Origin of the sequence: Actinomadura sp. NPDC023710, from assembly GCF_040639875.1 — a bacterium.
Taxonomy (GTDB): domain Bacteria; phylum Actinomycetota; class Actinomycetes; order Streptosporangiales; family Streptosporangiaceae; genus Spirillospora; species Spirillospora citrea.
In genome coordinates, this window is the sequence record NZ_JBFAGB010000076.1 from 1 (window position 1) to 22,899 (window position 22,899).

General features: G+C 73.3%; 27 protein-coding genes. 9 read left to right on the forward strand and 18 right to left on the reverse strand.

From position 1 onward, the window contains the following. Positions 1-125: 125 nt before the first annotated feature. Together AB0H37_RS43470 and AB0H37_RS43475 are read right to left on the reverse strand one after the other, a co-directional pair. Positions 126-1,166 carry an alpha/beta hydrolase-fold protein gene (locus tag AB0H37_RS43470; RefSeq protein WP_360618543.1) on the reverse strand — a complete coding sequence of 347 codons (1,041 nt, stop codon included), beginning with the start codon at positions 1,164-1,166 and terminating at the stop codon, positions 126-128. 130 nt (positions 1,167-1,296) lie between these two features. Next, on the reverse strand, positions 1,297-2,064 hold the full coding sequence (locus tag AB0H37_RS43475) for an alpha/beta hydrolase (protein WP_360618545.1): 768 nt from the start codon (positions 2,062-2,064) through the stop codon (positions 1,297-1,299). A 79-nt stretch (positions 2,065-2,143) separates the two neighbouring features. On the opposite strand from AB0H37_RS43475, the gene AB0H37_RS43480 reads away from it, so the two are divergent. Continuing rightward, positions 2,144-3,106, forward strand: coding sequence for a YafY family protein (locus AB0H37_RS43480; RefSeq protein WP_360618547.1), 963 nt, complete (start codon positions 2,144-2,146; stop codon positions 3,104-3,106). Between the two features lie 16 nt (positions 3,107-3,122). Here the strand turns inward: AB0H37_RS43480 and AB0H37_RS43485 are convergent, their stop codons facing one another. The 8 genes from AB0H37_RS43485 to AB0H37_RS43520 form a co-directional block, all read right to left on the reverse strand. After that, positions 3,123-3,689 carry a GNAT family N-acetyltransferase gene (locus tag AB0H37_RS43485; protein WP_179834918.1) on the reverse strand — a complete coding sequence of 189 codons (567 nt, stop codon included), beginning with the start codon at positions 3,687-3,689 and terminating at the stop codon, positions 3,123-3,125. Between the two features lie 77 nt (positions 3,690-3,766). Continuing rightward, entirely contained in the window at positions 3,767-4,771 is a 1,005-nt protein-coding gene (locus AB0H37_RS43490) for a YihY/virulence factor BrkB family protein (protein WP_360618548.1), read from the reverse strand. Between the two features lie 21 nt (positions 4,772-4,792). Further along, positions 4,793-5,206, reverse strand: coding sequence for a DUF3618 domain-containing protein (locus AB0H37_RS43495; protein WP_360618549.1), 414 nt, complete (start codon positions 5,204-5,206; stop codon positions 4,793-4,795). Next, positions 5,203-5,691 carry a phage holin family protein gene (locus AB0H37_RS43500; RefSeq protein ID WP_179834921.1) on the reverse strand — a complete coding sequence of 163 codons (489 nt, stop codon included), beginning with the start codon at positions 5,689-5,691 and terminating at the stop codon, positions 5,203-5,205. Before AB0H37_RS43500 ends, AB0H37_RS43495 begins: the two co-directional genes overlap by 4 nt. A gap of 130 nt (positions 5,692-5,821) precedes the next feature. After that, positions 5,822-6,946 carry an AAA family ATPase gene (locus tag AB0H37_RS43505; RefSeq protein ID WP_360618550.1) on the reverse strand — a complete coding sequence of 375 codons (1,125 nt, stop codon included), beginning with the start codon at positions 6,944-6,946 and terminating at the stop codon, positions 5,822-5,824. Further along, positions 6,933-7,718: an RNA ligase family protein gene (locus AB0H37_RS43510; RefSeq protein WP_329090775.1), complete on the reverse strand. Its 786-nt coding sequence runs from the start codon at positions 7,716-7,718 to the stop codon at positions 6,933-6,935. The genes AB0H37_RS43505 and AB0H37_RS43510 overlap by 14 nt, the downstream gene beginning before the upstream one ends. Before the next feature lie 51 nt (positions 7,719-7,769). After that, positions 7,770-9,161 (reverse strand): MFS transporter, encoded by a 1,392-nt coding sequence (locus tag AB0H37_RS43515; protein WP_360618551.1) that lies wholly within the window; start codon positions 9,159-9,161, stop codon positions 7,770-7,772. 67 nt (positions 9,162-9,228) lie between these two features. Further along, on the reverse strand, positions 9,229-10,119 hold the full coding sequence (locus tag AB0H37_RS43520) for a virginiamycin B lyase (RefSeq protein ID WP_360618553.1): 891 nt from the start codon (positions 10,117-10,119) through the stop codon (positions 9,229-9,231). A gap of 117 nt (positions 10,120-10,236) precedes the next feature. Between AB0H37_RS43520 and AB0H37_RS43525 the strand changes: the two genes are divergently transcribed. Next, a complete protein-coding gene (locus AB0H37_RS43525; protein ID WP_329090769.1) occupies positions 10,237-10,854 on the forward strand; it encodes a TetR/AcrR family transcriptional regulator in 618 nt (205 codons plus the stop codon). A 45-nt stretch (positions 10,855-10,899) separates the two neighbouring features. Here AB0H37_RS43525 and AB0H37_RS43530 read toward each other — a convergent pair whose 3' ends face one another. Beyond that, the gene (locus AB0H37_RS43530) at positions 10,900-11,748 is read right to left on the reverse strand and encodes an alpha/beta hydrolase (protein WP_360618555.1); all 849 of its coding nucleotides are present in this window, start codon (positions 11,746-11,748) and stop codon (positions 10,900-10,902) included. Positions 11,749-11,853: 105 nt separating this feature from the next. On the opposite strand from AB0H37_RS43530, the gene AB0H37_RS43535 reads away from it, so the two are divergent. Next, positions 11,854-12,306 carry a helix-turn-helix domain-containing protein gene (locus AB0H37_RS43535; RefSeq protein WP_179834927.1) on the forward strand — a complete coding sequence of 151 codons (453 nt, stop codon included), beginning with the start codon at positions 11,854-11,856 and terminating at the stop codon, positions 12,304-12,306. Here the strand turns inward: AB0H37_RS43535 and AB0H37_RS43540 are convergent. The 6 genes from AB0H37_RS43540 to AB0H37_RS43565 form a co-directional block, all read right to left on the reverse strand. Continuing rightward, on the reverse strand, positions 12,303-13,565 hold the full coding sequence (locus AB0H37_RS43540; protein ID WP_360618566.1) for a DUF6596 domain-containing protein: 1,263 nt from the start codon (positions 13,563-13,565) through the stop codon (positions 12,303-12,305). The genes AB0H37_RS43535 and AB0H37_RS43540 overlap by 4 nt on opposite strands. A gap of 11 nt (positions 13,566-13,576) precedes the next feature. After that, the gene (locus AB0H37_RS43545; protein ID WP_329098703.1) at positions 13,577-13,987 is read right to left on the reverse strand and encodes a YciI family protein; all 411 of its coding nucleotides are present in this window, start codon (positions 13,985-13,987) and stop codon (positions 13,577-13,579) included. A gap of 344 nt (positions 13,988-14,331) precedes the next feature. Beyond that, on the reverse strand, positions 14,332-14,886 hold the full coding sequence (locus tag AB0H37_RS43550; protein ID WP_360618557.1) for a carboxymuconolactone decarboxylase family protein: 555 nt from the start codon (positions 14,884-14,886) through the stop codon (positions 14,332-14,334). A gap of 22 nt (positions 14,887-14,908) precedes the next feature. After that, a complete protein-coding gene (locus AB0H37_RS43555) occupies positions 14,909-15,502 on the reverse strand; it encodes a helix-turn-helix domain-containing protein (RefSeq protein WP_329090757.1) in 594 nt (197 codons plus the stop codon). 99 nt (positions 15,503-15,601) lie between these two features. Continuing rightward, positions 15,602-16,264, reverse strand: coding sequence for a response regulator transcription factor (locus AB0H37_RS43560; RefSeq protein WP_329090755.1), 663 nt, complete (start codon positions 16,262-16,264; stop codon positions 15,602-15,604). Next, positions 16,252-17,412 (reverse strand): histidine kinase, encoded by a 1,161-nt coding sequence (locus tag AB0H37_RS43565; RefSeq protein WP_360618558.1) that lies wholly within the window; start codon positions 17,410-17,412, stop codon positions 16,252-16,254. Before AB0H37_RS43565 ends, AB0H37_RS43560 begins: the two co-directional genes overlap by 13 nt. Before the next feature lie 162 nt (positions 17,413-17,574). Here AB0H37_RS43565 and AB0H37_RS43570 point away from each other — a divergent pair, with 162 nt between their 5' ends. Next, complete coding sequence (locus tag AB0H37_RS43570) at positions 17,575-18,015, forward strand: DUF6069 family protein (RefSeq protein WP_360618559.1); 441 nt, start codon at positions 17,575-17,577, stop codon at positions 18,013-18,015. 77 nt (positions 18,016-18,092) lie between these two features. Here AB0H37_RS43570 and AB0H37_RS43575 read toward each other — a convergent pair whose 3' ends face one another. Further along, positions 18,093-19,289, reverse strand: a complete 1,197-nt coding sequence (locus AB0H37_RS43575) for an MFS transporter (protein ID WP_360618560.1) — start codon at positions 19,287-19,289, stop codon at positions 18,093-18,095. Positions 19,290-19,414: 125 nt separating this feature from the next. Between AB0H37_RS43575 and AB0H37_RS43580 the strand changes: the two genes are divergently transcribed. The 5 genes from AB0H37_RS43580 to AB0H37_RS43600 form a co-directional block, all read left to right on the forward strand. Then, the gene (locus AB0H37_RS43580; protein ID WP_360618561.1) at positions 19,415-19,765 is read left to right on the forward strand and encodes a helix-turn-helix domain-containing protein; all 351 of its coding nucleotides are present in this window, start codon (positions 19,415-19,417) and stop codon (positions 19,763-19,765) included. Positions 19,766-20,039: 274 nt separating this feature from the next. Beyond that, positions 20,040-20,633 carry a TetR family transcriptional regulator gene (locus AB0H37_RS43585; protein ID WP_329090745.1) on the forward strand — a complete coding sequence of 198 codons (594 nt, stop codon included), beginning with the start codon at positions 20,040-20,042 and terminating at the stop codon, positions 20,631-20,633. Positions 20,634-20,649: 16 nt separating this feature from the next. Beyond that, the gene (locus AB0H37_RS43590) at positions 20,650-21,687 is read left to right on the forward strand and encodes an NADP-dependent oxidoreductase (protein ID WP_360618562.1); all 1,038 of its coding nucleotides are present in this window, start codon (positions 20,650-20,652) and stop codon (positions 21,685-21,687) included. Continuing rightward, positions 21,688-22,224: a DinB family protein gene (locus AB0H37_RS43595; RefSeq protein WP_360618563.1), complete on the forward strand. Its 537-nt coding sequence runs from the start codon at positions 21,688-21,690 to the stop codon at positions 22,222-22,224. It begins immediately after the preceding gene. A gap of 395 nt (positions 22,225-22,619) precedes the next feature. Further along, a partial coding sequence (locus AB0H37_RS43600) for a hypothetical protein (RefSeq protein WP_360618565.1) occupies positions 22,620-22,899 on the forward strand: 280 nt, incomplete at its 3' end.

A 22,899-nucleotide genomic window follows, 5' to 3' on the forward strand; every position in this document is an offset into this window, starting at 1 on the left:
ACATGCGGGCCCTCCTTGTGGAGAGCGATGCGGAGGACGTTGACCAGGCCGTCCGGTCGCGGATGGCGCGGCAGGACGCCACCGGAACCGGGCCGGGTTCGCACCAAGGGACGCGCGGGCGCGCGTCACACCCGGCGGGCGCCGATCGACTTCATCAGCGTCGGCCACACCGCGCCCGCCTCACGCACCCACGCCGGCCAGTTGTGCCGGCCGTCGCCGTAGATGTGGGCGGTGTGGGGGATGTTCAGCTGCGCCAGCCGCTTCTGGAAGTCCTTGTTGTTCGCGCCGACCGCGATCTCGCTGAGCAGGCCGATGTCCCACGGCGCCACGTCGGGGTCGCCGGGGCCGGGGCGCCCGGTCGTGCCGGCGGAGAAGTACAGGCCGGTGCCGCGCAGCTTGGGCGCCAGCGAGTACGGGTCGTGCGCCGCCCAGTTGGCGTCGTCGGACCACGGGACGCCCCAGATCGCGAACGGGTCCTGGCCGTTGCCCGCGTTGGTGAACATCAGCAGCGCCGGCATCCCGATCGAGCGCATCGACAGGATCCCGCTCAGCGACGCCGCGTACTTGAACATCCCCGGGTGCCGGGCCGCGTAGGACATCGCGCCGGCACCGCCGGAGGAGTTGCCGATCACCGCGCGCAGCGCGCCCGCGTGGTAGTTGCGCTCCATCAGCTGGCGCACCTCGGCGGTGTGGAAGGTCTCCCACCGGGGAGTCCCGCCCTTGCCGTAGTTGTACCAGTCGGTGTAGGAGCCGTTGTCGCCCTCCGGCATGACGACGATGACGTTGTACTTGGCCGCCCACGCCTCGATGTCGGTGTTGCGCGTCCAGGAGGTGTAGTCGTCCTGGCCGCCGTGGTAGGCGTACAGCACCGGCCACGTCGCCGTCGCGTTCCGCGTCCAGTTCTTCGGCAGCAGGATGCGGGTCTTGACCGCCCTGCCCAGGGCGGGGGAGTCGATGGCGATGTCGACCTCGTGGGAGGCGATCTTCTTCTCCGCGGTGATGCGCGCCCCGTCGTCCGCCCTGACCGGTCCCGCGAACGCCTGCGCGGGACCGGTGCCGACCGCGCCGAGGCCGGCCGCCAGGACGGCGGTGATCGCCCCCGAGGCCAGCGAGCGCCGCCAGGTCACCCGGTGCGGTCGGCGTCGGACGGTCGGTGTCGTGTGCAAGGCTCACCTCGCGGATCAGGCCCGACCCCCGCGGCCGTGCGACTTCCGCAGAGTGTCCTCGCCTCCACCGAAATGATCTACGTGGGCCGGTTACAAGATTTCTCGGTGCGGCTGTGGAGAAGTGAGTGATTCAGCCGCCGGCGGCGGCGGTCCCGGCCAGCAGCGCGGCCAGATCGCGCGGCCGGGAGAACATCGGCCAGTGCCCGGTCGGCAGTTCGTGGTAGGTCCAGCCGGGCCCGGTCATCATCGAGAACACCGGGTGCCCGCCTTCGCCCATCTCCCTGACCGCGGCCAGCGGGATCGTGGTGGCGATCAGCGTGCGGGGCGTGGTCGGCAGCGGGTCGGGGCGGGTGAGCGCCTGCGTCGCGGTGCCGAACGGCTGGGGCGTGCCGCGCTCGCGCATCGCCGCCAGGTGCTCGCCGGTCAGGCCGGCGAGGTTGACCGGGTCCTCCTGCGGATCGAACGCCGGAACCGGGATCTTCCAGCCGTCGCCGTGCTCGGCGACGGCCTTCTCCAGGTCCGCGCGCGAGACGGGGTCGTGGAAGTCGATGCCGGCCAGGCCGGACGGCATGGGGCCGGTGTCGACGTAGACGACCCGGGCGATGCGCTCGGGGATCCGGTCGGCGGCGCCGGTGACCGCCATGTTCGCGCCGCTGTGCGCGACGAGGACGACCCCGGTCAGGTCGCCGTCCTCGATGAGCCGCAGCAGGTCGTCGACCTGCGCGCCGACGTCGGCTCCGGGCGCGGCCCCCGAGGCCCGCTCGGCCTGCCCGGCCGGCGTCACCGCGCGCACCTCGTGGCCCGCGGCCCGCAGGTCCGCCGCCACCTCGTCCCACGCCCAGGCGCCCAGCCAGTACCCGGGCACCAGTACGAACGTCGTCTTGCCAGTGGTCGTCATCGGTCGTCCTCTCGGTGGATGCAGTACCCACGCTAGGGTCGATACCGGACAGAAACCGCCCGGATTGAGCGAGTGACCCGTGCCACACCCCGCGCCGTCCCATCCGACGACCCGCGTCCTGGCCATGCTGGAACTGCTGCAGGCCAACCCCCGCATGGGCGGGGCGGAACTGGCGCGGCGGCTCGGCGTGGACGAGCGGACCGTCCGCCGCTACGCCGCCCGCCTGGACGATCTCGGCGTCCCCGTCGTCGCCGAACGCGGCCGCTACGGCGGCTACCGGCTCATGCCCGGCTACAAGCTGCCGCCGCTCATGCTCACCGACGACGAGGCCACCGCCGTGGTGCTGGGGCTGCTGGCCGGACGGCGGGTGGGGCTGCCCGGGCAGGCCACCGAGAGCGCCCTGGCCAAGGTGCAGCGCGTCCTGCCCGCGGCGCTGCGCGACCGCGTCCAGGCGCTGCGGGACACGCTCGGGTTCACCCTCGCCGCCCGGGACTCGGCCGCGCCCGACACCGGCGCCGTCCTGACCCTCGCCGCGGCGGCGAGGGAGCAGCGCCGCGTCCGGATCCGCTACCGGTCCTGGCAGGGCGCCGAGACCGAGCGCGACCTGGACCCCTACGGGCTGGTCTTCCACTCCGGACGCTGGTACGTCACGGGCCACGACCACCGCAGCGGGGAGATCCGCACGTTCCGCGTCGACCGCGTCGCCGCCGCCGAGCCCGGCACCGCCCGCTTCGAGATCCCCGATGACGTCGACCCCGTCCAGCACGTCACGCGGTCACTGGCGCGCGTGCCCTACGCCCACGAGGTCGAAGTGCTGCTGGAGACGACCCTCGCCGAGGCGCGGCGCCGCATCCCCGCCACGACCGCGACGTTGACCGAGGCCGCCGGGGGAGTGGTGATGACCACGCGCGCCGAACGCCTGGACGGAATGGCGCGGATGCTGGCGGGCGTGGGCTTCCCGTTCGTCATCCGCCGGCCCGAGGAACTGCGCGGCCACGTCCGCGACCTGGCACAGGCCCTGCGGGAGCAGGCCGCGCGGTGACCGCGGCCAGGGCCCGTCAGGAACCGGCGCGGGCGTCCCACTCGTGGCGCAGCATCGCGTAGACGACCTCGTCGCTCCACTCGCCCTTGACGATCTCGTTCTGCACCAGGTGCGCCTCGCGGCGCAGCCCGAGGCGCTCCAGGACGCGGGCGGACGCGGCGTTGCGGCCGTCCAGCCGCCCGCATACGCGGTGCAGGTCAAGCCCCTCGAAGCCCAGCCGCAGCACCACCTCGGCGGCCTCGGTGGCGAACCCCTTGCCGTGGTAGGCGGGGTTGAAGATGTAGCCGATCTCGCCCTGGCGGTGCTCCCGGCTGCGCCACTGCAGGTTGACCTCGCCGATCAACTCGCCGGTCTCGCGCCACTCCACTGCCAGGACCAGCCAGTCGCCCTCCTTCTCCACGGTGGAGGCGCTCATCTTCTGCTTCAGGAACGACCGCGACTCCTCCAGGGAGCGGGGCTCCCAGTACAGGAAGCGGGCTACCTCGGGCAGGGACTGGTAGGCGTACAGGCCCTCCAGGTCGGTCTCGCGAAACGGCCGCAGGATCAGCCGCTCGGTCTCGATCGGGTAGGCGGGACGGAGCATGCGATGATCCTATTCAGGGGATTCGGTCTTGTGCGACCCGTAATTCCCCGGAAACATGCTCCGCCCGCCGGCCTGCGCTAAAGCCGGTGCGCCCCGTGCTCGTTCTCGGCGCCGTTCTCGGCGCCGTCCTCGACGCCGGTCTCGCGGCGCTCCTCCTCGTCGAAGGCGCGGGTGTCGCGGAACTCCACGTACGGCTCCTCCTTGGGGGGCTGCCCGGCGGCGATCGCGCGGCTGCGTTCGAGTTCGGCGTCCAGTTCGGCGCCCAGCAGGATCGCCAGGTTCGTGATCCACAGCCACACCAGGAAGATGATGATCCCCGCGAGGCTGCCGTAGGTCTTGTTGTAGGAGGCGAAGTTCGCCACGTACAGCGCGAACAGTCCGGACGCCGCCAGCCACAGCACGATCGCGAGCGCGCTCCCCGGCGTGACCCAGCGGAATCCGCGCTTGGCGTTGGGGGAGGCCCAGTACAGCAGCGAGAACAGGAAGCCGACCACCACCACCAGGACCGGCCACTTGGCGATGCCCCAGACGGTGACCGCCTCGGAGCCGAACCCGAGCGTGTCGCCGACCTTGCGCGCCAGCGGCCCGGACACCACCACCGCGATCACCGACGCCGACAGCAGCACCAGCGTCAGCAGCGTGACCCCGATGCGCAGCGGCACGGTCTTCCAGAATGGGCGGCCCTCGGGCACGTCGTAGATGGCGTTGGAGGCGCGCATGAACGCCCCGACATAGCCCGACGCCGACCAGACGGCGGCCGCGAGGCTCAGCACGGCGACGACGCCCGCGCCCCCGGTGCCGCCCTCAAGCTGCCTGATCGAGCTGACGAGCAGGTTCCGGACCGCGCCCGGCGCCAGGCTCCCGACGTTCTTGACCAGGTTGTCGGTGGCCGACTGCCCGGCCAGACCGACCAGCGACACCACCACCAGGATCGCCGGGAAGATCGACAGGATGGAGTAGTAGGTGAGAGCGGCGGCCCAGTCCGAGAGGTCGTCCTTCTGGAACTCGCCGAGGGTGCGTTTGAGCGTCTGCCCCCACGACCGCGCGGACAGGTCGGTGGGGGCTCCGGGTCGCTTGCGCATGTGTGTCTTCCTCCCGGCCACTCAGCGCCGACCGGTGCGGCGCACCGTGACGGCGCGCTTCTGCCCGAGGCGCATCCGCACCTGTACCGGGGCCTTGCGGCCGCGTCCCATCCGCAGGTGCGGCATGGTCCGGGACGTGCGGCGGCGGCGCAACCACACCGCGCCGAGCGCGAGCGCCCCGGCCGAGGCGATGACCACACCGCCCTGGCGCGCCCGCGCCTTGCCCTGCTCCGAACCCGCGATCTCCCGCGCCGACGCCGCGGCGCCGCGGGCCCTGCCGCGCGCCTGCTCGACCTTCTGCCGCGCCATGGCCTTCACGTCGGCCTTGGCCGCGAGCTGCTCCACCGTCTCACCGAGCTCGTGCCGGGCCCGGTCGACCTCCTGACGCAGTTCCTCGGTGCCCGCCTCGGCGCCGTGCTTGCCCTGCATCGTCATCGGTGCGTCGCCCTCTCCTTGAGTTCGGCCACGGCCAGCTTCGCCTCGTCCATGGCCTGCTCGGGCTTGGGTGGTGTGGCCCGCCTGGTCTGCGCCCGGCCCATCAGCGCCAGCACGCCCGCCACCACCAGCAGGAACACGCCGATGATCAGCGCGGCCGCCCACACCGGCAGTGCCAGCGCGATCGCGGCCACCGCCGCCGCCAGCAGCACCCCCACCCCGTAGAGCGCGACCAGCGCGGCGCCGCCGAACAGGCCGGCTCCGGTGCCGGCGTGGCGGCCCTTGTCCTTGAGCTCGGCGACGGCCAGGCGCATCTCGGCCCGCATCAGGTCCGACACCTGCTGTGCGGCCTGCCGGACCAGCTCGCCCGTTCCCGCCTCGTGGTGCTCGGCGCGGAACTCCGGTGCGCGTCCGAAGTCCTGCCGGTGCGCGCCCGTCGTTCCGGCCTGGCCGTCGCCGTCATGTTGCTGCCGCACGATGCTCATGCCTCCAGGCCCCCCTCCACTTTGTGAAACCTGGAAAAGGGCGTTCCCCGTGCGCATGGGCTAAACGTGGCGGCGCCCCGACACGCGGTGACCAGGCAGGGTTCATCCGTGACGACCCCCGCCGCTCGGCTCAGGCCGTGCTGAGCCAGTCGACCCGGTGCGCCTCGGTCGGGTCCGGGGTCTCCCACCGGCGCACGAGCCGTTCGATCACCGCGTCCGGGACGGGCGAGCTGCGCGCCCGGTTGCGGTCCCGCAGCACCCGCGGCGGCGCCTCCAGTGCGACGACCTCGACCCGCCCCCGGTAACCGGCGACGAGGCCGGTGCACAGGTCGCGCTGCTGCCGGGACACGTTGGTGGCGTTCCACACGAACGACCTCCCGGCGCGCAGGTGTTCGCGGGCCAGCTCGTGCGCGGCGGCAGCCACGGCGCGCTGGTCGCCGGCCGGGTCGACGCCCATCTCGGCGCGGAGCCGGTCGAGGCTGACGACGGGCACGTCCGGGCGGTGCGCGGCGATCCAGTGGTCCTTGCCGACGCCCGGCAGCCCGGACAGGACGGTCACGGTGCAGCGCGTGTCGTCGTAGGCGGCGTAGCCGGGGTCGCGGTCGGGCTTGCGGAAGTACCAGAACCGCGCATGGTCGGAGGGGAAGGCGCGCGGTGCGTCCAGGCAGTCCTGCTCGGCGCAGTACTCCCCGTACAGGGCGACGTTGTCCAGCAGCTCCTCGGTGTCGGGGCAGATCCGGCCGAGGATGTCGGCGGAGGCCAGCAGCACCAGGTCGTCGTTGCGGGCCAGCAGGCTGACGCGGAACGCGATCTGCCGCAGGTCGGGGCGCTCCAGGGCCCAGAACGGCACCTGGTGGTGGCGGATCAGCGCCGCCACGTGCTCGCGCCAGGCGACCGGTGCGCCCAGTTCCCACAGGATGCGCCGCACCATCAGGTCGCCGCGGCGGGAGTGGCCCCGCGCGGTGATGCGCCCGTCGTCGTCCAGGGCCGTGCAGTGCGGCTTGGCGATGTCGTGCATCAGCACGGCGGTGAACAGGCGGACCCGCTCCCGCGGCGGGCGGGCGCGCCACCGCGGCAGCGCCGCAAGCGCTTCGCACGCCATCCGCGTGTGGGTCTCGACGTCCCCTTCGCCGTGGTAGACGGCGTCCTGCGGGACGCCCGCCATGTCGCGCACCCAGGCGAAGTCGTCCCGGATCCGCTCCCACGGGACGGTCCAGTGCGGCGGCGCCGGGCACAGCTCCTCAAACACCCGCATACAGCACCTCCGGGTCGGCCAGGCCGTTGGCGACGATGGGCCGCTCCTGCCAGTGGGTGCCCGAGTCGAGGATCGCGGTCAGGAAGCTCGGCCGGACCCACTTGTAGCGGTCCACCGTCTTCCCGTCCTCCTCCACCTTGATGTAGAGGCCCTCCATCTCCTCGGAGGCGTCGGTCTCCTCGGCGACGCGGCCTGGGTCGGCGCCCCCCGCCTCGGCCGCGGCGCGCAGCGCGTCCCGCCACCGCGGGGTGCGGCACGTGGAGGGGCCGGCCAGCTTCGTCAGCGCCGCCACGTCCGGCAGCGGGCCCTCGTGCAGGACGGGCACCGACACCACCGGCGTCCCGGCGAGCAGCTCGCGGCGCCGCTCGGTCGACAGGAACGTCCCGTCGGTCTGGTCGAGGACGTCGAACTCGCAGAAGTAGTGGGGGAGCGCGTCGTAGAAGACCGTGTGCTTGGCGTACAGCCATTCCCCGTACAGGACGTACCGGTCCTGCAAGCGCTCGTGCAGGACGTGCTGGACCGACGCCGCCCACGCCTTCAGCGGCCCGAACTGGCGCTCGCGCGGCCCGCCGGCCAGGTAGTGGCCGCGGCTCTGCAGCCGCAGCCCGCCGCCGGAGGAGAAGCTGATGCCGGCGTTGGCGCCGTCGAGCTTCTCCTCCACCACCAGGAACCGCCCGGCGATCGCCTCGAACGGCACGGCGGCGAGATCGTGGTCGCCCGGTTGGAGCCGGGAGCCCGCGATGTGCCGGGTCCGGGGGTACTTGTGCAGCATCCGACCGTTCTAGGGCCGGGCCGCCGGTCCTGCCAACCGGTTTTCGGTCCGTCAGCGGGCCGGGACGACGCGGGTGAGGGCCAGCGCGGTCAGCCACAGCGCCACGCTCGCCCAGGCCAGGACGTGCAGGCCGGAGGCGAACGCCGGGTGCTGCGCCGGACCCGCGACCGCCCCGTAGACGGCGACGCCGAGCGCCGTCCCGACCTGCCGGGCGGTGTTGTTGAACCCGCCGGCCAGCCCGGCGTGCGCCGGAGGGACGGCGCGCATCGCGGCGGCGACCACCGCGGTGACGATCAGGCCGTCCCCGATCCCGATGCCCAGCAGCGCCGGGAGCAGCGCCGCGTAGCCGCCGCCGGGACCGGCGCCGAGCAGCGACAGGGACCCGGCCGCCGCGACGGCGGTGCCCGCGGCGAGCGGTACCCGCGTCCCGAACCGGGCGGTGAGGCGGCCGCTCACCGGGGCCAGGACCGCCAGCGGCACGGCCATCGGCAGCAGCATCGCCCCGGAGACCAGCGCGGAGCGGTGCCCGGCCTGCTGCAGTTGCAGCGTCGCCACGAACAGGACCCCGTTGGTGACCAGGTTCATGATGAGCGCGATGCCGCCGGCGCCGAGGAACGCGGGGGCCCGCAGCATCCCGCCCGGGACCATCGGCGCGGCCGCGCGCCGCTCGGCCAGGGCGAACGCCGTCCCGGCGGCCAGGGTGAGCGCGGCGGTCGCGGCGGCGCCGTCCCGGTGGCCGTGGCCCGCGGCGATGACCGTCCAGACCAGGCCGCCGAGGGTGAGCGGCGCGAGCACCGTCCCCGCCCGGTCCAGCGCGACGCCCGGCCGGGCGCGGCGGGGCTCGCGGACCAGCGCGCGGACGCCGCCGATCGCCGCCGCGGCGATCGGCGCGTTCAGCAGGAAGATCCACCGCCAGCCGATCGTGTCGACCAGCAGCCCGCCCAGCAGCGGCCCGGCCGGCAGCGCCGTGGAGGAGATCCCGGCCCACACCCCGAGGGCCCGCGCCTGCTCGGCGCGTCCGGGGTAGTAGGCGGTGATCAGGGCGAGGCTGCCGGGCAGCAGCAACGCGGCGCCCGCCCCCTGCGCGACGCGCGCCGCGATGAGCGGGCCGGCGCCGGGCGCGGCCCCGCAGGCCAGCGACGCCAGCCCGAACAGCGCGAACCCGGTGAGCGTCATCCGGCGGTGCCCGATCCGGTCGCCGAGGGCGCCGCCGCCCAGCAGCAGCCCCGCGATCGCGACCGCGTAGCCGTCCACGACGCCCTGCAGGCCGGGCAGGCCGGTGCCGAGCGCCCGGCCGATGCCGGGGAGCGCGACGTTGACGATCGTCACGTCCAGCAGCACCAGGAACATCCCGGCGCACAGGATCGCGAGCATCGCCCCGCGCCGGGGCGCGGGGCCGGCCTGCCGGGCGGGGACCTCGGCGGCGTGCGTTGGGGAACCCATGCCGCCCACGGTGGCCCGCGGACGTTTCGGTGCGGCTCGAACCGTCCCGTCCCCGAGGGCCGGCGGGTCAGGCGACGGCGACGCGGGCGAGCGCGCCGATCTCCAGCGCCACCCACAGTGCGCCGTCCGGGCCGACCGCGATGCCGTGCGGCTCGCATCCGGGCGTCGGCAGCGGGTGCTCGTCGATGCGGCCGTCGGGGCTGACGCGGCCGATGTGCGCGGTGGCCCACTCGGTGAACCACAGGTCCCCGCCGGGCCCGGCGACGATGGCGTGCGGGCGGGCGCTCCGGTCGGGCAGCGGGAACTCGGTGACCTTGCCGTCCGTGGTGATCCGCCCGATGTGCCCGGTGCCGATGCCGGTGAACCAGAGCGCGCCGTCCGGCCCGGCGGCGATGCCGACCGGCGCGGAGCCCTCGGTGGGCAGCGGGTGGACGGCGACCTGCCCGTCCGGCGCGATCCGCCCGATGGCGTTGCCCTGGTTGAGGGTGAACCACAGGGCCTCGTCCGGACCCGCCGCGATCATCGAGGGCATCGCGCCCTCTCCGGGCACCGGGAAAGCGCTGACCTGGCCGTCCACGGTGATCCGGCCGATGCCGCCGGCGTGCATGCGGGTGAACCACAGAGCGCCGTCCGGCCCGGCCGCGATCCCGCACGGACCCCACCCCTCGGGCAGGGCGAACGACGTGACCTCGCCCGCGGGGGTGATCCGGCCGATCGCGTCGCCGTGGAACGCGGTGAACCACAGCGCGCCGTCCGGACCCGCGGTGATGATCATCGGTCCGGCGGGGACGGGCCCGTGCACCGTGAGGCCCCCGTCGGGCGCCATCCGCGCGATCCGGCCCTCGTGGACGAGCGTGCACCACAGCGCCCCGTCCGGCCCGGCGGCGACGCTGTACGGCCCCGCGTCCGGACCGGACATCCGGAACTCCTTGATCGTGGCGTGCGAACCCTCTGACATGAATGTCGTCCCCCCTCGTCCCTCCACTGCTGTTTCCGTCCGAGGACGAAGTTAACGCAACCGGAGTTGCGTTACGATCGGGGGCGTGGAGACCAGCCGGGACCGCCGGGCCGCGCGGTGACCGCCTCCGGGCCCGGGACCGCCCGCCCAGGCGGCCGCACCGCGCGGGTGCGCGACGCCGTTCGCGAGGCGACCCTCGCCGTGCTGTCCGAGCACGGCTACCCGGGGCTCGCCGTCGAAGCGGTGGCGGCTCGCTCCGGGGTGCACAAGACCACCGTCTACCGGCGGTGGGGGAACGCCGACGGCCTCATCGCCGACGCCCTCGGCATCGCGGCCGCCGAACCGTGGCCGATCCCCGACACCGGCACCCTCGCCGGCGACCTGCGCGCCCTCGCCCGGCTCGTCGTGGCCAACTTCGCCGATCCCGTCGAGGGCCCGGTCGCCCGCGCGTTCGTGCTGGCCGCGGCGCAGAGCGGCGACGCCGCCCGCTCCCTGCACGCCTTCTTCGCCCGGCGCCACGAGCAGGCCGCCGTCGTCGTCGCGCGGGCCGTCGAGCGCGGCGAGGTCCCCGCCGGCACGGACGCGGCCGAGGTCGTCCGCCTCGCCGTCGCCCCCCTGTACTACCGGCTGTTCATCACCGGGGAGCCGATCGACGAGCAGGCCGCCGACCGGGCCGCCGCGGCCGCGGGCGCCGCCGCCCGCGCCGGCGCCCTCACGGCCGCGCCGGTCCCATGACCACCGCCGGCGTGGAACGGGGCGGCCGCCTTCCAGCCCGAGGGCTCAGCGGGCGTTGAGGGCGGTGCGCAGGGCGGCGGCGTAGGCGCGGGGGTGGGTGGTGTTGCCGTTGTGGCCGCCGGGAAACTCGTGCATGTCCGCGCCGAGGAGGTCGGCCAGCGCGAAGGCGCACTTGTTGTCGAAGACCGTGCGCGGGGTGGTGCGCCCGACCGCCGGAACGATCCGGGTCCGGGTCTCGGTGAGCGCGGCGACGTCGAGGGTGTCCTCGATGACCGCGGTGAAGTCGTGCTCGACGAAGAAGTCGAAGTTGCGCGCCCGCTGGGGTGTCATGGGGTGGCGCGTGAGGCCGGGTTCGGCGTCGGGGCCGGCGGGGTCGATGCCCAGCACGCCGGCGATCGCGGTGAACGTGGCGGCCAGCCCCTCGCGGCGGTGGACCTGCTGGATGTGCGCCAGTTCCCGTTCGTGGTGGGCGCGCTGGTCGGCGGGAAGCAGCCGCGGGGTGACGGGCTCGTGGGCCACGAGCACGCTGATCTGGCCAGGATGGTCGACGGCCAGGTGGAGCCCGATGGAGGCGCCCAGACTGCACCCCAGCATGAGCACCGGTTCGTCCGACAGTTCGGCCAGCAGCCGGTGGACGTCGTCGGCGTGTGCGGCCAGGCTCACTCCTTCGGCGGGGTCGTCCAGCACGCTGCGGGACAGTCCGCGGCGGTCGTAGGTCACCACGGTGTAGTCGGAGACGAGCCGGTCGACCAGGTCCGTACTGCGCCCGGCGTCCCCCTCGCCGCTCTGGGAGACGAGCAGCATCGGGCCGGTTCCGCGCACTTCGTAGTAGAGCGTGGCTCCGTCGGTCCGCAGCATGCCCGTGGTCGGGATCGGGGTCGTGGCGGTGTCCATCGCAGGTCCTCTCGGTCGGGGGGCGGTGCCCCTGCGAGATCGACCATAAAACATCAAACTAGATACATCAAGCCTGATGCATCAAGAATGATGTAGCTTGGCGGCATGGACGGAGTCGAACTTTTCCTGCTGGGGCGGACCCTGATGAAAATCGGCGAGGAGGCACTGCCCACCGAGGGCATCGGCCGGCACTCCACCAGCGTCCGGACCGTCCTGATCGTCGTGAGCGACGTGCGCGCGCACCCCGGCAGCGCCGTCGGAGAGGTCGCCACCCGCACCGGCCTCCCGCAAAGCGCGGTGTCGGCGGCGGTCGCCCGGCTCCGCGAAGCCGGCGCCGTCGTCACCGAGCCCGATCCCGACGACCGCCGCCGAGTCCGCATCCTCCCCGCGGCCCAGCCCTCCGCCAGGGTGGAGGAGGTCAGGTCGAGCACCGTCGACGCCGCCCTCGCGGCGGCCCTGGACACCGACGATCCGCGACGGGTCGCCGAGATCGTCGGCCTCCTCGAGGAACTCGCGCGGCACCTGACCCCGCAGGCGATCACCCGCATGCGCGGCTAGTCGCCCGCCGGGCCTTCGGGCCGCACGGCCGTCCCCGCCAGGCGGGCGGCGCGGGCGTGGAGGTAGCGCTGCTCGGGGAGGCTGTGGGTGCGCTCGGCCGCCGCCAGGTAGGACGCTCGCGCGGCGGCGGTGTCGCCGGACATCTCCAGCAGGTGGGCGCGGACGGCGTGCAGGCGGTGGTGCCCGGCGATCCGCGTGTCGTCCCGCAACTCCTCCAGCAGGGCGAGCCCGGCGCCCGGCCCGCGGGCCATCGCCACGGCCACGGCGTGGTTGAGCGCCGCCATCGGATTGGGCGACAGCTCCATCAGCACCCCGTAGAGGGCGGCGATCTGCGGCCAGTCGGTCTCCCGCGCCGTCGCGGCCTCATCATGGAGGGCGGCGATCGCGGCCTGCACCTGGTAGGGGCCGGCGGGCCCGCGCGGCAGCGCCGCAGTCAGCAGTTCCACTCCCTCGGCGATGTCCCCCGCGTTCCACAGGCTCCGGTCCTGCTCGGCGAGCGGGACGAGGTCCCCGCCCGGCCCCGTGCGGGCGGGCCGGCGCGCGTCGGTGAGCAGCATGAGCGCGAGCAGCCCGGCCGCCTCGGCGTCGCCGGGCAGCAGCCGGTGCACGATCCTGGCCAGCCGGATCGCCTCGGCCGCCACCTCTCCCCGGAACAGAGACGCCCCGGCCGTGCTCGCGTACCCCTCCGTGAAGATCAGATAGAGGACGCGCAGCACGGCGGCGACCCGGGCGGGACGCTCGTCGGCGGCGGGCATCCGGAAGGGGACGTGGCTGTCGCGGACGCGCCGCTTGGCGCGGCTGATGCGCTGCCCCATGGTCGACTCGGGCACGAAGAACGCGCGGGCGATCTCGGCCGTGGTCAGCCCGCCGACCGAGCGGAGGGTCAGCGCGATCTGCAGGTCCGGCGCCAGCACCGGGTGGCAGCACATGAACAGCAGGATCAGGGTGTCGTCTCCGCCCGGCGGCGGGCGGTCGGCGGCGGGCGCGAGCCAGGCGTCCGGCGGCGTCCACGCGGCCAGCGCGTCCTCGCGGCGCCGGCGGGCCTGCTCGGCGCGCAGCAGATCGGTCAGCCGGCGCGACGCCACCGTGATCAGCCAGGCGCGCGGGTCGGCGGGGACCCCCTGCTCCGGCCACTGCGACGCGGCGGCGATCAGCGCCTCCTGGACGGCGTCCTCGGCGGTGTCGAAGTGCCCGTACCGGCGGACCAGCGCGCCGAGGACCTGCGGCGCCAGCGGGCGCAGCAGGTCCCAGGTCCCCATCTGAGGCGCGGTCACGGCTCCAGGTCGGCGCGCCCGTCGACGATCGGCCGCAGGTCCGCGTACGCCCGTTCCCGCGCCCCCTCCGGGCCGGGGCACTGCGCCAGCCGCGCGGCGATCTGCGAGGCGCGGTCGAAGCTGTCGCACTCGATGACGGTGTATCCGGCGAGCACCTCGGCGGTCTCGGGGTAGGGGCCGTCGGTCACGGCCGGCGCCCCGTCCTTCATGTGGAAGCGGCGGGTGTGGACCGGCGCGGCCAGGCCCTGGGCGTCCACGAACTCCCCGGACTCGACCAGGTCCTGGTTGAACTTCTCCATGAACGCGTACATCTCGGCCAGTTCCTCGGCGGACCAGACGGCCTCGTCCTCGGGCACGTTGCCCGCCATCTCGTCGTAGGCCCGCTGCGACGCGTACAGCATGAGCATGTACTTCACGGTGGTCTCCCCTCCGGCCCGGCGCCCCGGTGGCGCCTCGCACAGGAGACGTCGGAGCCGCTCAGCCGTCTTCGACACACCTTCCCAGTTTTTCTCGGGGGAAGGCCATCGCGATCTGGGCCATCTGCCAGTTCGCGGGCGGGGCGTTCGGCCCGGTGCTGGCCGGGCTCCTGCTCCAGCGCTTCTGGTGGGGGTCGGTGTTCCTGGTCGCCGTCCCTTCGCCGTGCTCGCCGTCCTCGTGGCGGCGTCGGCCCGCCGCGGCGCGGCCCCGGAGCCCGCTCCGACCGCGGACGCGGAGGCCGAAGCCCGGCCCGCCGTGGTGTGAGGGGACGGTGTCAGGAGGACGCCGTCCACTCCTGCTCCTTCCAGGCCGGGTCGAGCGGAGTGTGGGCGATGTGGTTGGTGTAGTTGGACAGTGTCTTCATGCCGACGCCGAGGACGACGTCCAGGACGTGCCGGCGGGTGTGGCCGGCGGCCAGGAACGCCTCGACGTCCGCGTCGTCCACCCAGCCGCGCTGCGTCACTATGGCACCGGTGAGGCGGCGGACGGCCTCCAGCGCGGGATCGTCCAAAGGCCGCCCCGCGCGCAGCGCCTCCACGACCTCGGCGGGGACGCGGGCCCGCAGCGCCACCGTGGAGTGCGCGGCCACGCAGTACTCGCAGCCGTTCAGCACGCTGGCGGTGATCAGCACGGCGTGCTTGGCGTGCCCCGGCAGCGACGACCTGTTGAACTGCTCCGACAGGGCGTTGTAGCCGGCGAGCAGCTCCGGCGACTCGGCCATCACGCCGTTGAGCGTGGTGACGAACCCCATCCGCTTCTTGGCGGCCTCCAGTTGCGGGCGGGCGTCGGCGGGGGCGTCGGTCTCGTCGTAGACGGTGAACTCGGCCATCGTCATCTCCTTTAGAGGGGCGTCAGGGAAGCGGAGAAAGGGAGCGCAGGGCGGCGTCCACCGTGTCCGCCAGCTCGCCGGGATCGGCGCCGGCGCGGGAGCGCAGGTTCACCCCGTAGGCCAGCAGCGCCAGCATCTGCGCGGCGGTGCGGACGTCCACGTCGCCGCGCAACTGCCCGTGCCCGCGGGCGGCGAGAAGGGCGGTGCGCATCGCAGTGCACAGCGCCTCGTGGTGGGCGGCGAGCACCTCCCGCTCGCCGGCGTCGCTCCCGTCCTGTGCGGCGTGGGCGTTGGACACCATGCAGCCCCAGCGGGCGTACTCGCCGGAGCACCGCGCGGCGACGAGCCCGTCGAAGAACGCGGCGATGCCGGGCAGGCCCCGCCCGTCTGCGGCGAGCCGGTCGAACACCGGGCGCGACTGCCGGTCGGCGTAGCGGCGCAGTGCCGCCACGTACAGGTCCCGCTTGCCGCCGAACGTCGCGTACAGGCTGGACCGGTTGATCCCGGTCTCGGCCACCACCTCGGCGATCCCCGTCGCGGCGGCGCCGCGCCGCCAGAACAGCCGCACCGCCCGGTCCAGGACGGCGTCGGGATCGAAGTGCTTGACGTCCGGCATCGCCCCGCCTCCCTATCTTGGAATGGTCGTTCCAAGATTGTCATGCGGGCACGACGGAGCGCAAGAGGACGGAACCGTGGGGGAGCGGGGCGAGGAAGGTCAGGCGAGGCCGGCGTCGTGCGCCAGCAGCGCGATCTGGGTGCGGTTGTCCAGGTCGAGCTTGGTCAGGACGCTGGACACGTGCGCCTTGACCGTGGCCACGCTCATGAACAGCTCGGCGGCGATGTCGGCGTTGGAACGCCCGTGAGCGATCGCCAGGACCACCTCGTGCTCGCGGGGGCTCAGCCGGGCGAGCGCCGCGCGGGCGCGCTGGTAGGCGCCGGCCTCCACCGCCGCGCGGTCCATGAGTCGGCGGGTGATGCGCGGCGACAGGATCGGGTCGCCGGCGGCGACCTGCCGCACGGCCTGGACGATCTGGTCCGGCGGCGTGTCCTTCAGCAGGAAGCCGCTGGCTCCCGCGCGCAGCGCGTGCAGGATGTTCTCGTCGGAGTCGAAGGTCGTCAGCACGATGACCTCCGGCGGGTTCGGCCGGTCCCGCAGCCTGCGGGTCGCGGTGATGCCGTCCACGCGCGGCATCCGCAGGTCCATCAGCACGACGTCGGGGGCGTGCGCGTCGGCGGCCGCGGGCACCTCGTCGCCGTCGGCGGCCTCGCCCGCCACGGTGATGCCGCCCGTCCCGTCCAGCATCATCGACAGCCCGGCGCGGACGAGGGCGTCGTCGTCCACGATCAGTACGCGCAGGGGGCGGGTCACGCGGGCCATGGTAGCCAGGCGCGCAGCCGGAACTCGCCCTCCGCGGCCTGGTGGTCGAGCCGCCCGCCGGCCAACCGCACCCGCTCGGTCAGCCCCACCAGCCCGGTGCCGCTGCCGGGCGCGAGCGGCCCCGCGCCGTCCTCGGCCAGCGGGTTGCGGATGTCGACCACGAGCCGGCCCCCCGGCCGCCCCTCCAGCACCACCCGGACGGGACGTCCCACGGCGTGCTTGCGGGCGTTGGTCAGCCCCTCCTGCACGACCCGGTACGCCGTGCGCCCGGCGGCCGCCGGGAGTGCGGACGCGCCGACCGTCTCGTCGCGCAGCTCCACCTGCCCGCCCGCGTCGCGGGACTCCTCCACCAGCCGGGGCACGTCGTCCAGGACGGGCTGGGGCCGGTCCTCCTCGTCGGTGTCCTCGGCGCGCAGCAGCAGGATCACCTCGCGCAGCTCGTCGAGCGCCTGGTGCACCCCGGCGCGGATCACCCCGGCCGCATGCGACAGCTTCTCCGGCGGGGCGTCCGGCCGGTACTCCAGCGCGCCCGCGTAGGTCGCCAGCAGCGACAGCCGGTGGGCGAGCACATCGTGCATCTCACGGGCGATCCGGGTCCGCTCCGCCATGCGCGCCTCGGCGACCCGGCGGCCCTGCTCGGCCTCGGCCCGGCGGGCCCGCTCGCGCAGCGACATCAGCAGCTCCCGGCGCGCCCGCGCCAGCGCGCCCCAGCCGACCATCGCGCCGTAGCCGAGGGCGATGAGCAGCAGCCACCAGCCGAAGGAGATCCCCCGGTTCGGCTGCCACAGCCCCTGCACGACGTGCGCCGCGATTCCCGCCGCGCCGACCAGCGCCGCCACCCGGAACGGGCGCCGCTGCGCGACCTGCAACACGCCCATGCTGGCCGCCGGTGTGGCGGTGGGGGACAGGGCCGCCAGAACGGTCAGCGCCAGGGCGACGCCCACCGGCCGCCAGAGCAGCAGCGGCGACAGCAGCCAGCTCACCAGGGCGACCGCGATGTCCAGGGCCAGAACGGCGCCGGCCACGTCCGCGCTGAAGCGGCCCCACAGCGTCAGCGCGCCCAGCGCCCCCGCCGCCGCGGCGACGCCGGCCGCGCACCACAGCATGCGCCGGCCATCGGGCCTTGCCTGGTCGAACGTCTCGCTCACGGGGCCGAGGCTATCCACCGGGCCGCGGCACCGACACCCGACCAAAGTCGGTGCCCGCCCGTACCGCGGGCGGACCGGCTCTCGCCGCGCGCCCGATGTGCCGGCCGCGCTCGGGCGGCCACGCTGCCGGACATGAACGAGCCGCGACGAAGGGAGAGGCACATGTCCGGAGGTACCGGTGGACGGCGGGTGCTGACCGTGGCGGGAGCGGTCGCCGCCCCCCTCGCGCTGTGGGTGGTCACCGGCCCGGTGACCGGGCTCGCCCCGTCCGCCGAGATGGGCGGGGAGGTCCAGCGGGTCGGGGCGGGCCCGGTGATCGCGGGCAGCCTGATCGCAGGGCTGGCCGCCTGGGGACTGCTCGCGCTGCTGGAACGCGTGACCGGGCGGCCGGGGCGCGTGTGGACCGTCATCGCCCTGGTGGCGCTCGTGCTGTCGATGACCGGACCGCTCGGCGACGCCGCCGACGGCGCGTCCATGGCCGTCCTGGCGGCGATGCACCTGGTCGTGGCCGCGATCCTGATCCCCGGTCTCGGCCGTTCGGCCCGACCGTCGCGAGCGGCGGCCCCCGCGCGGCGAGTTCCTGATCGGGATCCGAACCACTGATCAGGGAGATCCGATCCGTGAGACAGGAGCACCTCTGACCGCGGACATACCCAGGCGTCTCGTGATCGTTGTGGTCATCAGGGGCGGTACACCTCGGCCTTCTCCGGGGTGGAGGGGGTCGGCAGAGGTGCCGCGGGCGCACGGCGGCGTCCGGTGGTCAGGTGGTAGAGCAGCGCCAGGGTCGTGACACCGGCGGCCGGCAGGCCCAGCCCGGCGGGCACGATGGCGAACCACTCCTGGGCCAGTCCGCCCAGGCCGCCGCCGAGGGCCATCCCGACGTAGACGGCCGAGGAGTTGAGGCCGAGCAGAACCGGTGCCGCGGCCGGGCTGAGGGCGATGAGCCGGTGCTGCTGGGGCACGACGATGACGCCCAGGGCCACGCCCCAGATCGCGGCCCATGCCAGGGTGGACGCGAGCGTGGCGGCCGCCACCGAAGTGAGGCCAAGGGCGATCGCGGCAATGGCGAGGGGACCGGTCAACACGTGCGCGGGGTCATACCGGTCGACCAGCCGTCCCGCGATGATGTTTCCGGCCAGGACGCCGATTCCCCAGGCCAGCAGGATGACGGTGAGCAGCGACTCGGAGCCGCCGGTCGCCTCCTGCAGGGCCGGGCCGATGTAGGTGTAGAGGGTGTAGGCGCCGAGGAAGACCAGCGTCGTGACGGCCAGTAGCGCGAGGACCCGGCCCTGCCTGAGCGGGCGCAGCCGGTCGCCCAGTGAGGCGGCGGGGAGCGTCACCTTGGGCAGGCCGCCCGCGACTCCGATGACCGCGACGAGGCCGATCCCGGCGACGGCCCACAGGGTGATGTGCCAGTCGGTACGGCCGATGAGGGTACCGAGAGGAAGGCCCAACGCCGTCGCCAGCGTGAGACCGCCCAACACGAAGGCCAGTGCCCTGCCCCGGCGTTCCGGGGATGCGATGGCCCCCGCGGTGCTGGAGGCGGCGGAGTTGATCATCCCGGCGCCGGCCGCGGTGACGATACGAGCGGCCATCACCACCTCGTAGCTGGTGCCCAGGGCGGTGACGGCGTTGCCGACCACGAAGACGCTCAGCGCGATCAGCAGCGCGGACCGCCTGTCCAGCCCACTGGTGAGCGCGCCCATGACGGGTGCCGACAGGGCCATCACCAGCGCGAACACCGTCACCAGTTGCCCGGCGGCGGGAGTGGAGACCTGCAGATCCGTGGCGATGGCTGGGAGCAGCCCCGCGATGACGTAGCTGTCGGTGCCGACGGCGAAGGTCGCCAGGGCCAGAGGAAGCAGTCGTTTCAACACCGGGCGGTGCCGCCTTTCCAGAGGATTCTCGGAAGTACCGAGCGGCACCCTAGGCAATATATGGATGCTTGTCCATGTATCCATGGGTTGGTAGTGTGCGGGTGTGCGGGACACAGGGGGCGGCGATGCGTGAGGTGTCACAGCCGGCGACCGAGGCCATCCGGCTGGTGGAGGTGCTGCGCGCTCTGGCCGATCCGGTGCGGCTGGATCTCGTCCTGCGGCTCGACCGGATGGGCGAGGACTTCTGCAACGCGATCGGCGCCGAGATCGACGTGCATCAGACGACGCTCTCGCACCACTACCGGGTCCTGCGTGAGGCCGGCGTGACGTGGACGACGGTGCAGGGCCGATCCCGGCTGGTACGGCTGCGCCGAGAGGACCTCGACGCCCTGTTCCCCGGCCTGCTCGACTCGGTACTGAGCGCACGGCGCCGAACGAGCGACACCGCGATCACCGGCACGGTCGAGGCGCCGTAGGCGCGCGGGCCCCCGGCCCGCTCGCAACATGCGATCAGCCGCAAACGGGCGCGCTCTTCGGCGTCCGCTCCGCGGACGCCGCGCACAGTAGAAGCGGCACCGGCCCCGGGCGCCGCCGTCTTCGCCCCGCCTTCACCCAGATGCGCCTGCGCCGAAGGCCGGAACCCGCGCAGATCCCAGCCGATCCCCGGCCCGTCCTGCACGGTGCGCACGTCCAGCAGCGCGGAATTCACATACGGCCATGTATGCGGATACGGTGATGTATCTTATCCGCATGGCACGAGAGACGCGCGCCGAACGGCGGCAGCGCACGCGTGAGGAGCTGGTGGCGTCGGCGATGCGGCTGTTCGCCGAGCGCGGGGTCGCCTCGACCTCGGTCGAGGCGATCGCGGAGACGGCCGGATACAGCCGCGGCGCCTACCACAGCAACTTCGAGACCAAGGAGGAGGTCCTCGACGCCGTCGTCGCTCGCGTGGTCGGGAGCCTGGAGCCAGAACTGGTCGCCGTGCTGCGCGATCAGGGCAGTGTCCTGGAGCGGCTCGCGGCCTATGTCCGCGGGTTCCTTCTGTACTGCGCGCGGCGACCGGTGGAGACGCGCGCCCTGGTCGCGGTCGTCGCCCACCGCACCACAGCGGCGGCCGACGCCTATGACGAGCTCGTGGCTGCGTCGCTTGCCGACGTCATCGCTCTGCTGGAGGAGGGACAGCGCAACGGCGAGATGCGCGGCTTCGACCTCGTCATGATGGCCGCGATGCTCCGCCGCACACTCGATGCCGAAGGACTGCGGGTCGCGCACGGCGCTCCCGTGGAGGCCGTCAGTGACGAACTGGTCGCCACGTTCAGCCGAGCGACACGCTCGGCCCCCTGACCGAGAGGCTGAAGTCATGCCCGTGCGGACCTTCCGCCAGATGGTGCTTCGTGAACGCCCCGCCGGCGGCATCACCCCTGGCACTTTCGCTGAGCAGCGCAGCCCCATACCGGCACTCGACGATGGTGACGCTCTGGTCCAGGTCGTCTGGCTCGGCATCGACGCCACTCAGCGCACGTGGCTCAACCCCGGCACCACCTATACGGCACCGGTCGGGATTGGCGAGGTGATGCGCGGCAGCGGTGTCGGGCGTGTGGTGACCTCCCGAAATCCGGCGCTGCCGGAGGGGCAGTGGGTCTATGGCGACCTGGGTTGGCGAGAGTACGTCGTGGCGCGCGAGGGCGGCGTGTTCGGGGTCAACCCGGTACCGGAGGGGATTGACCCGCGTCACGTGCTCACCGTCTTCGGCGTGAGCGGGCTGACGGCCTTCGTCGGGATGTCCGAGGTGCTCGGCGTCACCGCGGGGGACACGGTGCTGGTCACCGGCGCGGCGGGCAGTGTCGGTTCCCTCGCCGGGCAGATCGCGCGGTTTCTGGGCGCTCGAGTGATCGGCACCGCGGGCTCGGCCGAGAAGGTCGCTTGGGTGAAGGACGTCGCGAAGTTCGACGCCTGTGTGGACTACCGCGCCGACAGCGTTCCGGATGCGTTGCGCGAATTCGCGCCCGACGGGCTCACCGCCGTTTTCGACAACGTGGGCGGTGTGCTGCTGGAGAACGCGCTCGACCGGCTCGCCGTCCATGCGCGCATCGCGCTGTGCGGGTCGATCTCGTCCGGCTACACGGCCGCGGGATACGGCGCGGGCCCCGCCAACTACATGCAACTCGCGTTTCGACGGGCCCGCATGGAGGGTTTCGTGTTCCTCGACCATCAGCCGCTTTTCCCCGAAGCACTGTCTCGTCTCGCCGGCTGGGTGTCGGCCGGCGACCTGCGCTGGGCCGAGGACGTCGTCGACGGTCTCTCCAACGCCCCCGCCGCGCTGCAGCGCCTCTTCGACGGCGCCAACCTCGGCAAACAGCTGGTGAGGGTGAACGCGGCCGAAACGAAGGTGCATTGAATGACCGAGGTCAAGCAGGTACTCCAGCAGCAGATGTCCACCGCTTGGGCACTGCTCGACTACCACGTGCAGCAGTGGCGCGACGACGACCTGTTCTGGGAACCGGCACCGTCACACTGGACGATGCACCAGGTCGAGGGCGGTTGGGCTCCCGACTTCGCCGAGGTCGAGCCCACTCCTGTCCCGGCCCCCACGATCGCATGGCTGACCTGGCACATCGGCTGGTGGTGGACCACAGCACTCGCTCACCTGGAACGAACCGACATCCCGGCCCGCGAAGACATCGGCTGGCCGGGCACCTGCGCCTCGATCACCGAATGGCTGGGGGACATCCACCAGGCGTGGCGAACGGGGCTGGCCGCCACCGACCGCCTCGACGACGAATCGGCGTTCCCCTGGCCCGCAGGATCGGGGCACACCGTCGCCGACATGTGCGCATGGGTGAACATCGAGCTGACAAAGAACGCCGCCGAGATCGGTCAGCTACTGATCCTTCGACACGCACGACACCGACCGGCGCACCGTTCACCTCGCTGAGAAACGGCTTCAGTCAGCCGGCGCAGTGCCCACGACCTCTCCACGCCTCGACGAACTGGTGAAAAGCGCAGGCTGTCGCGTCAGCCCGGCATCACCCTCCGAGGACCAGAGCGTCAGCGCCACCATGAGGGGGACAGCGCCGCCCTGCGACGCCCGGCATCTCTCAGATGCCGCCCGAGGAGCTGGAGATGAACGGCCTTGACGGGGGCGGTGTGAGCGTGGCATCCTGATTGCGGGATCGAGGTTGACTATTTATGTAGGTGTGGACATCTGTCTGCATTCTGCTCTATGCTGCCCTTCCGCGCTCGCCTCGACGTCCCCTCCCTCCGTATCGGCCGTGATGTCGTCCGGCGTGTGCGCCGTCAGCCCGCCGCGAGCCCTCGGAAGGACACCTGTTGGCAGCCTCGCGCACCGATTCCGCCGTACCCGCCGGTCCCCGCCGCGTCTCTTTCTCACGCATCCACGAGCCTCTCGAGGTTCCCGATCTGCTCGCCCTGCAGACCAACTCCTTCGACTGGCTGGTCGGAAACGAGCGCTGGAAGGCCCGGGTCGAGGCGGCCCGCCAGGCCGGACGCAGGGACGTCCCGACGCAGTCGGGGCTGGAGGAGATCTTCGAAGAGATCAGTCCGATCGAGGACTTCTCCGGGACGATGTCCCTGTCGTTCCGGGATCACC